The sequence below is a fragment of the Myxococcus dinghuensis genome, from assembly GCF_024198235.1.
In the GTDB taxonomy this organism is placed as follows: Bacteria; Myxococcota; Myxococcia; order Myxococcales; family Myxococcaceae; genus Myxococcus; species Myxococcus dinghuensis.
This window is the reverse complement of record NZ_JAKCFB010000013.1, coordinates 184,597-197,510: the sequence shown is the minus strand read 5'-3', so window position 1 is coordinate 197,510 and position 12,914 is coordinate 184,597. Positions and strand designations below refer to the sequence as shown.

9 protein-coding genes are annotated in these 12,914 nt (G+C 73.1%); 5 read left to right on the top strand and 4 right to left on the bottom strand.

Features of this window, described 5'->3' with window-relative positions; translation table 11 throughout:
• Nucleotides 1-43 precede the first annotated feature (43 nt).
• Both LZ198_RS19410 and LZ198_RS19405 read right to left on the bottom strand, forming a co-directional pair.
• Nucleotides 44-1,675, bottom strand: coding sequence for a peptide-N4-asparagine amidase (locus tag LZ198_RS19410; protein ID WP_253973494.1), 1,632 nt, complete (start codon nucleotides 1,673-1,675; stop codon nucleotides 44-46).
• A gap of 165 nt (nucleotides 1,676-1,840) precedes the next feature.
• Nucleotides 1,841-2,632: a zinc metalloprotease gene (locus tag LZ198_RS19405; protein WP_323382835.1), complete on the bottom strand. Its 792-nt coding sequence runs from the start codon at nucleotides 2,630-2,632 to the stop codon at nucleotides 1,841-1,843.
• A 449-nt stretch (nucleotides 2,633-3,081) separates the two neighbouring features.
• Here LZ198_RS19405 and LZ198_RS19400 point away from each other — a divergent pair, with 449 nt between their 5' ends.
• The 4 genes from LZ198_RS19400 to LZ198_RS19385 all read left to right on the top strand — a co-directional run bounded on the left by LZ198_RS19400 (nucleotide 3,082) and on the right by LZ198_RS19385 (nucleotide 7,264).
• Nucleotides 3,082-3,747 carry a DUF4142 domain-containing protein gene (locus LZ198_RS19400; protein WP_253973492.1) on the top strand — a complete coding sequence of 222 codons (666 nt, stop codon included), beginning with the start codon at nucleotides 3,082-3,084 and terminating at the stop codon, nucleotides 3,745-3,747.
• An 89-nt stretch (nucleotides 3,748-3,836) separates the two neighbouring features.
• A complete protein-coding gene (locus LZ198_RS19395; protein ID WP_253973491.1) occupies nucleotides 3,837-4,868 on the top strand; it encodes a hypothetical protein in 1,032 nt (343 codons plus the stop codon).
• 30 nt (nucleotides 4,869-4,898) lie between these two features.
• On the top strand, nucleotides 4,899-5,651 hold the full coding sequence (locus tag LZ198_RS19390) for an ATP-binding cassette domain-containing protein (RefSeq protein ID WP_253973490.1): 753 nt from the start codon (nucleotides 4,899-4,901) through the stop codon (nucleotides 5,649-5,651).
• Nucleotides 5,652-5,773: 122 nt separating this feature from the next.
• The gene (locus LZ198_RS19385; RefSeq protein ID WP_253973512.1) at nucleotides 5,774-7,264 is read left to right on the top strand and encodes an ABC transporter permease/substrate-binding protein; all 1,491 of its coding nucleotides are present in this window, start codon (nucleotides 5,774-5,776) and stop codon (nucleotides 7,262-7,264) included.
• A 10-nt stretch (nucleotides 7,265-7,274) separates the two neighbouring features.
• Here LZ198_RS19385 and LZ198_RS19380 read toward each other — a convergent pair whose 3' ends face one another.
• Both LZ198_RS19380 and LZ198_RS19375 read right to left on the bottom strand, forming a co-directional pair.
• Nucleotides 7,275-8,246 (bottom strand): COX15/CtaA family protein, encoded by a 972-nt coding sequence (locus LZ198_RS19380; protein ID WP_253973489.1) that lies wholly within the window; start codon nucleotides 8,244-8,246, stop codon nucleotides 7,275-7,277.
• A gap of 524 nt (nucleotides 8,247-8,770) precedes the next feature.
• Nucleotides 8,771-11,704, bottom strand: a complete 2,934-nt coding sequence (locus LZ198_RS19375) for a sigma 54-interacting transcriptional regulator (RefSeq protein ID WP_253973488.1) — start codon at nucleotides 11,702-11,704, stop codon at nucleotides 8,771-8,773.
• Between the two features lie 156 nt (nucleotides 11,705-11,860).
• Here LZ198_RS19375 and LZ198_RS19370 point away from each other — a divergent pair, with 156 nt between their 5' ends.
• The gene (locus LZ198_RS19370) at nucleotides 11,861-12,910 is read left to right on the top strand and encodes a hypothetical protein (RefSeq protein WP_253973487.1); all 1,050 of its coding nucleotides are present in this window, start codon (nucleotides 11,861-11,863) and stop codon (nucleotides 12,908-12,910) included.
• Nucleotides 12,911-12,914: the final 4 nt, after the last annotated feature.

Genomic DNA, 12,914 nt, shown 5'->3' with positions numbered 1-12,914 from the left:
GGAGGGACGCCTCGACCCCGGGGGCCCTCGCCGCGTCGGTCCCCTACTCGCAGCCCTGGACGTCCGAGACGACGGTGCCGTTGCGCGTGGAGAGGCTCCGGTCGTAGCAGCCGCCCGGGACGCCGTCGCGCTGGTAGCGGTGCGTGGACGTCCCCACCGCGTTGCGCTGGGCGCGCGGGACACCGAGCGTCCACGAGGCCTCGCCCGTGTAGACGTCGCTGAACGTCTGGTGCGTCAGCGGCTGGAGTCCGCGCAGCTCGAGCGCCTTCTCCGCGTCGCTCACGGTGATGGTGGTGGTGAGGCGGTTCTCCGGCGTCACGCGGATGAGCCCGTCGAGCACGAAGCGCTTCTCGGAGCGGCTCACGGTGGGGAACACGTCGCGCCCCACCACGGTGACGGTGCTGGTGTCGTCCCACGTCGCGGTCAGCTCGTCCGGGTTCTCCATGTCGCCCACCCAGCGGTGCAGGCTGTCGTTGGACACCGTCTGCTCGACGGTCGTCAGCTCCCAGCCGCGCGAGGTGCGCGCGTAGCCGGACACCTTCAGGTGGTGACCGCCCCGCGTGTCCACCTGGTGCCAGCCCTCCACCTCCGCGTGTGTCGAGTCGTTCGTCAGCGTCCCCAGCGCGTGTTGGAGCAGCCCGCCCGTCACGCGTGTGGCCCTCGCGTCGCGCCACACCAGGAGGTTGGTGGGCAGGTCCCAGCCGGGCCGGCCCTCGGGGACCCCGAGCACGTTCACCTTGAGGTGGTGCGGCTGCCCGTCCGTGAGCAGCCCGACGAAGGGCGTGAGGTCGAAGAGGATGGGGCGGACGTTGAACGCACGCGGCGCCGGGAGCACGTACCAGAGGAAGGGATTGGACCACCCTCCCGTGTAGACGTGGGGGAAGGGCATGGCGATGCCCGCCGCGCGGCCGTCCACCTCGATGAGCACCTCGCGGTAAGGGCCGTCATCGGCCGGGCACGAGTACGGCACCACGGTGGGCGCGGTGATGTACCAGAACTCCTCGCACCCTCCACCCGAGCCCGTCGCGTACACCTCCGCGACGAGCCGCGTGGTGTTCGCCGGCACCGTCACCTCGCCCACCTGGGCGCTGCCCTCCCGACGCGGGTTCGTGAGCGGGAGCACGTCGCTCGCCGTCCGGGCCGCGGGCGCGTGGGGGCCCCCGGCCGGGTAGAACGTCAGGTACACCTGCACGTCGAGCACGCCGGTGTATGTCTCGTTCACCACGTTGCCGATGAGCATCCACACCGGCTGGGGCTTGCTCAAGAGCGGCGCGTACGCGGTGACGTCCTTCTCCACCGACCAGGTGATGCCGTCACGCGAGGGCTCCGGCGTGGACGTCTTGAAGACGGTGACGCCGCCCACCTCCAGGTGCCCGAGCCGGTCGTACTGCACGCCCTGCACCTTGCCCTCCAGGCGCAGCACCACCTTGTTCCAGGGGCCCGGGCACTCGGCGGGGGGCGTGAAGGTGCCGGTGAAGGGCGTGAAGTCGTCGAACTCCTCGTCGACGATGCGCACGGTGCAGGACGCCGTCGCGGGGCGCGTCACCGCGGGGACGGCGGTGCGCGGGTCGTCCCAGTCGGTGCCGAACTCCGGGGGAGGCTCGACGGCCAGCGCGGGCGCCGCCGCTCCGAACACGAGGACTGCCGCGACGAAGGCTCCAGGGATAGGTCGCACGGCTTTTCCTTTTAAAGCGGTGAAGACCTGGAGACTAGGGGCGCGGCGGGGAGGGGGCAATGCGTGGGGGAACGTGCGTGGGAGGAGGCATCAAACGACGACGCCGGAGCCTCCGTGGGGAGACTCCGGCGCCGGGCCGACATCTTCGGGATGTCGAGGTGCGGACTAGCGGTACTGCGCCGTCAGCGAGTCCATGCGCGTGGACTGGCCGGCGGTGAACGAGTTCATGCAGGAGTCGTCCGTGTAGTCCATGAAGTTGGTGATGGGGTCGGCGCCCGTGCTGGAGCAGGTGTCGCGGCCCGTGGGGCAGCCGTACGCGGGCGAGGCCTCGGCCGGGGTGTCGCTGACGGAGTCACCCGAGCCGGAGCAGCCGCCCTGGAACGTGTGGTACAGGCCCAGCCAGTGGCCGACCTCGTGCGTGCCCGTGTCGCCCAGGTTGTACGGGGACGCGGTGCCGCCCGGCACGCTGCTGAAGAGGATGACCACGCCGTCGTAGGTGGGGTTGCTGGCGTAGCTGGAGGGGAAGGTCGCCCAGCCCAGGAGGCCGCCGCTCAGGTTCGCGGAGTAGATGTTGAGCGACTCCTTGCCGCCCTTGCGCAGGGCCTTCTTCATGGCCTTCTCGTTCGCGCTGCCGTCCGAGAGGGCGTACCACTTGGAGTTGGTGGTGCGGTCGGTGCCCTGGAGCACGAACTTGAACGGCGTGTTCGCGTAGGCGGCGTTCAGCACGTTCATCTGGGCGGTGATCTGCGAGTCGGGGATGTCGCCGTTCGCGATGCCCGTGCCCTTGTTGATGACGTGGAAGTAGGTCGGCACCGTCACCGAGCCCACCGCGCGGAAGGCGCGCTTGTTGTTGGCCAGGAGGGCATCGATGTCGGCCCGCTCCTGCGCGGACGGCTCGACGGCCGCGCAGCCACGGTGCGCGCTGACCTGCTCGGACGCCTCGGGCTGCTCGGCCACGGGCTCCGCGGGAGCCTCGGACGCCGGACCCTGACAGCCAGCGAACGCCATCAGTGCACCCGCAAACACAGCGAGACGACCCGTCCTGCGCGCGACGTTGCCAATCATTGTCAACTCCTCGGAAGGTGGAGATTCAATGGATACCCGACCGAATCAGAGAGAGTCAATGGATGACCGTGTGTGTCGATATATTTTGTCGACACCCCCTGGCTCGACCGAGAAATGTGAGACATGAGTGGTCCATTCGTCCGGTGTGTGCGTAAAAATGATTTACGATGTGTGGCATTCGGACCCCGGAGGGACGAGCCGGGCCGGAAGGGGGTGGTGGGTGTCGGATGGTGGGCGCGGGCGGGCGTGGCCCTCGGAGGAGGGGCGGTCGAGCGTGCGTCGGTTGTCGCGTGACGGGGTGTGTCCCACCTTCGGGCATTCACTGGCCTGGGAGGCAAGGCATGGCTCGAATGAATCGCGGTGGGGGTATCGCTGCCCTGGCGGCGGCGCTGATGTTCGGTCCGATGATGGGGGGCGATGCGCTCGCCAACGACAAGGAGACACACGAGGAGGGCAAGCGCATCGGCGCGGCGGCGGCCGAGCGCCAGAAGTACGTGGGCAAGCTCGCCCTCTTCGACGCCAAGCAGATCGAGATGGGCAACATCGCGCTCGAGCGCACCCAGAACCCGGAGGTCCGCCAGTTCGCGCAGCAGTTGGTGGATGACCGCAAGCAGCACCTGAGCGACCTGCGCTCGTGGGCGGACAGCAAGTCCATCGAGGTGTCCTCGGTGGACCTCGCCAGCCCGTCGACGCAGGGCACGGGCGGCTCCGGCGGCATGCAGGAGGGCTACGACCAGGAGATGAAGGGCACGGACAAGCACCTCGACAAGGCCATCAAGGAGGCGCGCAAGGACCTGGACAAGCTGCGCACCAAGAACGGCGCCGCGTTCGACAAGGCCTTCATGTCGCAGGTCGTCGAGAGCGACAAGCAGGGGCGGGAGATCGTGAAGGACGGCATGGACAAGTACAAGAACGACGCCACCTTCAGCGCGCTGCTGAGCAAGACGCGCCAGTCGCTCACCGCGAACGAGGGGGCGGCCAAGGCGCTCGAGAAGAGCCTCCGCTGAGCCCCTCGTGGGCCTGGCGCCGGAGGCGGGAGCGCGGCCCGGGCGGGTCGTGCTCCCGCGCCGCGTCTGGCGTGTGTACGGCGCTGGTCGTGTCGCGGACGCGTGGGTTGACGGAGCAGGTGGCGGGTGCCTATCCCCGTCGCATGGGGACCCCGTCCAGGCTGGTGGCCGCGTGGTGGCTCGCCGTGCTGGGCGCGTGCGCGGCACCCGCGCCCCAGGTCCCGCCCGTCGCGCCGGAGGGCTCGACGCCCGCGGGGCCGCTGGTGCCCCAGGCCCGCGCGCTCTTCGAGGGGTGCACGCCCTTCCCGGACGGCGTGGCCTCGCGCACCTATCGCTGCGGCGACCTGACGCTCTGGATATCCGAGCACGCGGAGGCGCCCGTCGGGCCGGTGCTCGCGCGCGCGCGCGCCCGCGTCGAGCGGCGGCTGGGGGAGGGCGTCGCCTTCGTGGAGGGGGAGCTGCCCCTGGCGGGGCGCCCGTGGCCCTCGGCGCGCTTCGCCCAATGCCAGGCGCCGGGCGACATGGCGTCCGCGGGCCCTTGTCGCGCGGGTGGGTACGTCACGTCGGTGGCGGGGCGGCTCGGCCGGCAGCGGGAGCTGGGGTGCGTGGCGCGGGAGAACGCGCGCCCGCTGCTCGCGCGGTGTCTGGAGTTGTTCGAGTATCTCGCGACGCATGGGGACCCGGAGGGGGAGCCGCTGGACGCGGCCACGCTGCTGCTGCCGCCGAGGCTCCCGTGGCGCGCGCTCGCGGTGCCGCCCGGGTGTCACCCCACGGCGTCCACCAGCCGCCTGGGCCGCATCGAGTGCGCGGACGCGTCGCTGACCTGGAGCGTGTATCGCCCCGCGCGGACCGCCGTGACGGAGCGCTGGTTGGCGCAGAGCCTCGCGGAGCTGCGCGAGTCGTTGCCCGGCGCCGGGCCGGTGGAGGAGGTGTCCTGCCGGCTGGAGCAGCTCTTCACGCGCTGCGCGCGCTTCACGGTGCCGTCGGAGAAGGGCCCCCTGGTGGTGTGGGCGGGCGCCGTGGAGTGGGTGGACCGGGCCCTGTTCGCCGCGTGCGCCTTCCCTCCCGCGCTGGAGCCCGCGTTCCCCTCCGTCTGCAACGGAGCCTTCTCCCGGCCCTGAAGAGGGCCCGGCTCACGGAGGACACGTCGCGTGTACGAACTCCAGGAGGTGTCCAAGCGCTTCGGCGAGACCCTGGCGCTGCATCCGCTGTCCCTGCGCCTGCCCACCGGACGCACCACCGTCCTGCTGGGGCCGAGCGGCTGCGGGAAGTCCACGCTGGTGCGCCTGTTGAATGGGCTGCTCCGACCGGACACGGGGCGCGTCCTCTTCGACGGACAGCCGCTGCCTCCGGAGGGCAAGGCCTTGCTGGCGCTGCGGCATCGCGTGGGCTACGCGCTCCAGGGCGGTGGCCTCTTCCCGCACCTGACGGGCGAGGAGAACGTCACCCTCATGGCCCACCACCTGCGCTGGTCCGCGGAGCGCACGAGGCAGCGGCGGGACACGCTGGTGGAGCTGACGCGCTTCCCCGTCGAGGCGCTGTCCCGCTACCCGGCGCAGTTGTCGGGAGGGCAGCGACAGCGCGTGGCCCTGATGCGCGCGTTGATGTTGGACCCGGACGTGTTGCTGCTCGACGAGCCGCTGGGCGCGTTGGACCCGCTCGTGCGGCACGAGCTGCAAGCGGACCTGCGCGCCATCTTCGCGCGGCTGCGCAAGACGGTGGTGCTGGTGACACACGACCTGGCGGAGGCCGGGTTCCTGGGGGACTCCATCCTGCTCATGCGCGACGGCCGCGTCGTGCAGCAGGGCCCGCTCTCCGAACTGGAGGCGCGCCCCGCCGACCCGTTCGTCACCCACTTCATCCAGGCCCAACGCCCGCCACCGGGTGGAGGCGCGGCGGCATGAGGCCCGACGGCGTGCCCGCTCCCAGCGCCTCCCTCCGCGCGGAGCGGTGGCGGTCCGTTCGTGCATGGTCGCGCGGGCGAGACCGTCGGTCCGTGCCGGCCCTCTTCGTGCTCGTCCTGGTGATGCTGGCGCTCGGTGCCTGTCGCAACCGGGACGCGGGCGGCGGCGAGCCCACCGTGCGCGTGGGCTCCAAGAAGTTCACGGAGTCGGTCATCCTCGGGGACATGGCCGCGGAGCTGGCGCGGAGCACCGGCGCGCAGGTCCAGCACCGGCGCGAGCTGGGCGGCACCACGGTGCTCTGGGAGGCGCTGCGCCGGGGGGAGCTGGACGTCTATCCCGAGTACACCGGCACGCTCCGCCAGGAGCTGCTGTCGTCGCTGAAGCTGCCCGACGACGCGGCGCTGAGGCAGGCCCTGGCGCGCGAGGGGCTGCGCATGAGCCAGCCCCTGGGCTTCAACAACACCTATGCGCTGGGCATGAAGGCCGCGGACGCGGAGCGCCTGGGCATCCGTCGCATCTCCGACCTGCGCGACCATCCGGAGCTGCGCTTCGGCTTCAGCAACGAGTTCATGGACCGGGGCGACGGCTGGCCCGCCCTGCGCGATGCGTACCGGCTCCCGCAGCGCGACGTGCGAGGGCTCGACCACGACCTGGCCTACCGGGGCCTGGAGGCCGGCTCCATCCAGGTGACGGACCTGTACTCCACGGACGCGGAGATCGCCGCGTACCACCTGCGCGTGCTCGAGGACGACCTGCACCACTTCCCCACCTACGACGCGGTGCTGCTCTACCGCGCGGACCTGGAGTCGCGCGCCCCCGGGGCGCTCGCCGCCATGCGACGGCTGGAGGGCCGGCTGTCCGAGGCGGAGATGGTGAAGCTCAACGCCCGCGCGCGCCTGGAGCGCGTCCCCGAGGCCCGCGTCTCCGCGGACTTCCTCTCCAGCACGCTGGGCGTCACGCCCCCGGACGTGCGCGGAGACGGGCTGGCCGCGCGCGTGTGGCTGCGGACGCGCGAGCACCTGTTCCTCGTCTGCGTCTCGCTCTCGGCCGCGCTCGCGCTCGCCGTGCCGCTGGGTGTGCTCGCCGCGCGCAGGCCCCGGCTGGGGCAGGGCGTGCTGGGGCTCGCGGGCGTCATCCAGACCATCCCCTCGCTCGCGCTGCTGGTGGTGATGATTCCGCTGCTGGGCATCGGCTCGAAGCCGGCCATCGCCGCGCTGTTCCTCTACAGCCTGCTGCCCATCGTCCGGAACACGGCCGCGGGCCTCACGGGCATCCCCCTGGAGGTGCGCGAGTCCGCGGACGCGCTCGGCCTGCCGCCCAACGCGCGGCTGTGGCGCATCGACCTGCCCATGGCCTCGCCGTCCATCCTCGCGGGCGTCCAGACGGCCGCCGTCATCAACGTGGGCACCGCCACGCTGGGCGCGCTCGTCGGCGCGGGAGGCTACGGGCAGCCCATCCTCACCGGCATCCGGCTCGACGACGTGGGCCTCATCCTCGAGGGCGCGCTCCCCGCCGCCGCGCTGGCCCTGCTCGTCAGCGGGCTGTTCGAGGCCGCGGGCCGCGCCCTCGTCCCCACCGGGCTGCGGCTGCGCGCGGAGAGCGAGTCGCGTTGAGGTGGACGGGCTAGACGGCCGACGCGCTCGACACCGGCGCGCCCGCCGGCACCGCGCGCGGCGCGTCCGACGACAGCCCCGCCGCCCCGAGCCGCACCACCGACATCCACACCAGGTCCGCCAGGAGCAGGTGGACCACCTGCATCCACACCGGCGCCAGCAACACCAGGTTCACCAGCCCCGCCCCCAACTGCAGGGCATAGATGAGGGAGATGGCCGTCGCCGCCCGCTGCACGTCCCGCGAGGGCCGCAGCCGCGCCAGGCCCCGGGCCACCGCCACCACCACCGCGCCCACGCCCACCGCCAGCACCGGGTGCAGCACGCGCAGCTGGAGGAAGATGTGCGCCGCCTCGCTGACGTCCTGGCGCAGGCCCTCCGCCAGCGTCGTCGCGGGGAACAGCGTGTCGCCCAGCGCCGCGATGGCGCCGCTCACGCCCAGCAGCAGCAGCCCGCCGATGCTCGTCCCCACCATCGCCGCCACCCAGCCCTGGCCCCGCCACGCCAGCGGCGCCCGCCCCCGGGAGAACCACACGACCAGCGTCTGCGCCCCCACCAGGAGGAACGTGTTCACCAGGTGGATGCCCATCCACCAGCCCCGGGCGACGGACGTGTTCTGCGCCACGTACTGGAGCAGGACGATGCCCGCGCCCACCAGCGCCTCCGTCACCATGAAGACCAGCGACCACACCGCCGCCTTGCGCACCGGGTGGCCCTTGGCGTGGGCGCGCAATCCCCACACGCACAGGGCCACCGCCGCCACCATGGCCAGGCCGCTCGTCACCCGGTGGGTGTACTCGATGAGCGTCGCCACCGAGGGCTCGCGCGGCACCACCATGCCGTTGCAGTGGGGCCAGTGGTCCCCACAGCCCGCCCCGGACCCCGTCGCCCGGACGAACGCGCCCCACAGAATCACCCCCAGCGAGTAGACGAGCACTCCGATACTGAAGAGCTGGAACCGGCGGGAGGAGGGGGCAGGGTTCATGGCGCCCCCCTTAACCCACTTCCAGCCCCATCGCTGCCCGGCCCCCCTCATCCAGTTTCACGCCGGCCATGAGCGGACCTGCTCGCCTCCCTGCCCGCCCTCCACCACGGCATTTCCGGAGAGGGTCGATCGGATATGGGCCCGGCCTCATTGGATACACCTGCTCCATCTACCCACCTGCCTGGATGATTTCCGATGAAGCTTTTCAATGCCGCGAGAGTTGGCACGTCCAGTGCTTAACGAATGGTCAGTGAGCGACGGACCTCCGAGAGGAGGCTGGCGACACACCACTTGAACCAGGTGGCCGCTCCGGCGGCCCCGGCACCCTGGGTCGAAGCTCCCCCCCTCTTCGACCCCCGGGTGTGTTCTTTGAGAGGCACCAGTCGAAGCAGTACTGCGCTTCGGGCCGAGGTTCCCCCCCTCCTCGGCCCGGAGCGTGACCTCTGGTCGCCTCGTGGATTTCCCACAGGGGTGTGGGGAAACAGGGCGGGGCGCATCGCGGGCTGGGGACGTCTCCTCTGCCCTCAGCCCGCGATGCGCATCTGCTCCGCCCCCAGCACCGCCGGCAGCGGGCCGTACGCCATGGACCGTTCGATGACGTTGCGCAGCTCGCGCACGTTGCCGGGCCAGGCGTGGGCCATCAGCGTCCCGAGCGCGTCCTGTCCCAGCCGGGGCGGCTCCATGCCCTCGGGCGTGAGCTGACGCACGAAGTGCCGGGCCAGCGCGGCGACGTCCTCGCGCCGCTCGCGCAGCGGGGGCACGCGGATGGGCACCACCTGGAGCCGGTAGTACAGGTCCTCGCGGAAGCGGCCCTCGCGCACCAGCTGGCCCAGGTCGCGGTGCGTGGCGGCGACGACGCGCACGTCCACCGCCACCGGCCGCGTCTCGCCCAGGGGGAAGACCTCGCCGTTCTCCAGCACGCGCAGCAGCTTGGGCTGCACGTCCAGCGGCAGCTCGCCGATCTCGTCCAGGAACAGCGTGCCGCCGTGGGCCGCGCGCAGCACGCCCGGGTGGTCCGTCGCCGCGCCGGTGAAGGCGCCCCGGCGGTAGCCGAACAGCTGTCCCTCGAAGAGCTCCTTCGGCACGGCCGCGCAGTTGAACGCCACGTAGGGCCGCTGGGAGCGCGTGGACAGCGTGTGCAGCGCCCGCGCCACCACCTCCTTGCCCGCGCCGGACTCGCCGGTGACGATGACGGTGGAGCGGCTGGCGGACAGGCGCGCCAGCTCCGCGCGCAGGCGCTTCATCGCGGGCGAGGCGGCGATGAAGCCCGGCAGCTCCACGTCGCGAGGCGCCTCCTCGCCGGACTCCGCCGCGCCGGGCAGGCCCAGCTCCACGGTGGCGAAGCCGCGCAGCGTGGCCACCTCCAGCGCGAACCCGCCCAGCCGCGACAGCGCGGTGAGCAGCGCGCGCCCGTCCGAGGGCAGGGGGCCGGTGACGCCCAGCCGCAGCCGCCGCCCGCAGCCGTCGCCGAACTCCACCTCCGTCGTCGCCGGCAGCTCGTTGGCGCCCACCAGCAGCGTGACGCGGCCCTGCGAGTCCACCTCCTCCAGCCTCGGCGCGCTGCGCGGGAAGAGTCCCTCCACCACGTCGATGAGCTCGCGCTGGATGAGGGGCGCGCCCATGCCGCGCACGGACAGCCGCTCGAAGGGCACCACCAGCGCCTCCGCGCCCAGCCGCGCCGCCGCCACCTCCTGCGCCCGCTCGCCCAGGGGCCGCAGCGCGGGCGGCACGAAGTCCGGGGGCGGCGCCATGCCCAGCCGCCGCAGCTCCGTCTCGCTGGCGGACAACAGCTCGTTGGCGGCCGGGTCGCCCTCGTGCCGCGCCAGCCACGCCAGCAGGTTGCGCGTGTAGGCCGCCATGCACACGTCGCCGGAGAGGCTGAACGTGCCGAGCGACGCCTCCAGCAGCTCCCGCGCCTCGCGAGGCCGGCCCTCCAGCACGCGCAGCATGCCCTCGAAGCGGTTGAGCATCGCCGCGTGCCACGCGGACGGCATCTGCTCCAGGAAGGCCCGCGCGCGCCGCAGCGCCACCCGCCCCTCGGCCGCCTTGCCCGCGTACGCGCGCGAGGCCGTCTCGTACAGGAGGCACTCGCGCCGCAGGTAGGGCCAGTCGCCCATCTCCATGCCCCGCGCGCACGCGGCCGCGAAGCCGTTGGCCGCGCGCAGCGTCTCGCCGTCGGCCAGGTCCGCCATGGCCTCCACGAGCATCCCGTAGGCGCCGGTGAGGCCGCGCTGGATGGTGCCCGTGTAGGCGCCCAGCTTCGCCGCCAGCCGCCGCAGCTCCGTCATCCGCCGCAGCGACAGCCACAGCCGCGCGCGCGTCACCGCCAGGTACAGCGGCGTCCAGCTCAGCTCCTCCACCACCGCGTCGGCCTCGTCCAGCACGGCCTCCGCCTCCGTGAAGCGCGCCAGGCGCAGCAGGGCCTCCGCCTCCGCGCGCGCCGCGAAGATGAAGGAGAAGCCGCGCGCCATGCGCCCGCCGTACGCGGCCTCCCGCGCGCGCCGCACCAGCCGCAGCGCCTCCTCCGGCTCGCACGCCTCCTCCAGCCGGCGCTGCGCGAGGAAGGCCAGGTTGCGCGCCTCCAGGAAGGCGTAGCCCAGCCGCGCCGCGCCCTGCGCCACGTCGCGGAAGCGCCGCGTGGCGTGCGTGGCCTCGCCCCGGATGGAGGACTCGTGCGCGCACACGTCCTCCGCGAGCAGCCGCATCGCCGGGTCGCGTACCTGGGGCAGCAGCTCCGCCACCCGGCCGGCGTGGCGCGCGATGCGCTCCGTCTCCCCCAGGTGGAAGGCGCTCGCCATCTCCGCCATGCGCAGGAGGCAGCGCGTCTCCGCGTCGTCGTGGTCGCCCAGGAGCGCCTCCGCCTGGGCGATGTGCGCCTCCGACTTCTCCACGTCGAAGAGCTTCCCGTCCGGCGACGCGTAGAGGTTGGCCGCGAGCGCGTGGACGCGCACCTCCACGTCCTCCGGCAGCACCCCCGCCTCCGCCTCGCCCAGGTGGGGCAGCAGCGTCGCGAGCGCGCCCCGGCTGTCCTCCCGTCCCCAGCGCTGCAGCTGCGCGAGCCCCAGCGCGGCCATCGCCCGGGCCCCCGGGGTGCGCAGCACGCCCGAGGCCAGCAGCGTCAGCAGCTCCTCCTCCGCCGCGCGCCACTCCGCCCGCTTCAGTCGCTCCAGGCAGGGCCTCAGTCGGGACGTCTCCTCCGGGCGCAGCTCCTGGCGGTGCGTGGCCGGCGCACGGGACTCCACCAGCCCGCCTTCCGCCAGCCGCCGCAGCGCCTGGGCCACCCGGCCTCGGGGACGGCGGGCCTGGGGGGCGTCCTCCGGGAGCTCCCACCGGTAGACGGTCAGGGGCGTGACACCCAGCAGGCGGGCGAAGGCGGCACGGCTCTGCCCACCGCGCAGGGCGCGGATGGCGTCAGGACCCAGGGCCCCACGGTCCCCCTTCTCCTCCAAGCTCTCCACGACACCGCACCCCTTGGCCCCCCCGACGACGCAATTTCATGGGCCTTTTCCAGGGAGAATGCAAACGAATGGGCATTTCCCCGGATAACGCGGGAGAAAGCTGCTTCCCCGCACCGGACTCCGCAGCGGAATCATGCACTCCCTCCGGACGGAGGGATGTCGTTATCGTACCGCGTGACCCGAGGACCGACCGAACCGCCTTCGTCTCTCCCCTCCGCCTCGCTCCAGGACGAGCGGCTGCGCCGTCTGGAGGAGGCGCTCGCCGAGGGCAAGGCCCGCGAGGCCGCCGCCGTGGAGGCCTGGGTGCGCCGTACCGGCCGCCTGCCCCCCAGGAAGGTGCGGCGCAAGTGGGAGCGGGAGTGGGACCACGAGGCGAAGCGCGACGCCCGGCGGGCCGCGGCGCGCGCCCGTCGGCGCTCGCGGCGCTCGAGGGACCCGGCGCGCGCCGCCGTCTACTTCGTCATGGCGACCACCTTCCTGGTCATGGCCATGCAGAACCGCCGGATGTGGTGGCTCGCCTTCGTCGCCCTGGCCTTCTTCCTGTCCGGGGTGAAGCACGCCAGGCGCCCCGAGGGCGCGGGGGAGAAGGCGTCGTCACGGGATCGTGACACGGCCCCGCCGGTGGCGACCCCCGCCCCCCAGGTCCCCCCGGCCTCCGAGGACCCGAGGACGGCGAAGGTGGACGCGGTGTGCGCCCGGCTGCTGGCGGAGCTGGGCCAGGGCCCCTCCGTGCTGCGCGACGTGGTGCACGCCCCCGAGCGGACGGTGGAGGCCCTGCGCAAGGGCTGCCACGAGCTGTCGCGGCGGGAGCGCGAGCTGCGGAGCCTGGCGAAGCTGGAGGAGGGGCGCGAGCTGGACGCCGAGCGCGACACGCTGGCCCGGCGCGTGGAGGCGGAGCGGGACGCGGTGGTGCGCGAGCGGCTGGAGGCGGCGCTGGTGGCGCTCGACGAGCAGCGGCGCCAGCGCGCGGAGCTGGCGACGGCGGCGGACCGGCTGGAGGCCGAGTTCACGCGCCTGTACTACACGCTGGAGGGGCTGCACGCGCAGGTGCTGCGGGTGCGCTCGGCGGAGGCGTCCGGCGAGGACGTGGCGGGCCTGGGCCTGCGCCAGAGCGTGGCGCAGCTGGGCGCGGAGGTGGACGCGGTGGCCGAGGCGCTGGAGGAGGTCCACCGCCCGCCGGTGGAGGGCCGCCAGCGCACCCGCTGACGGC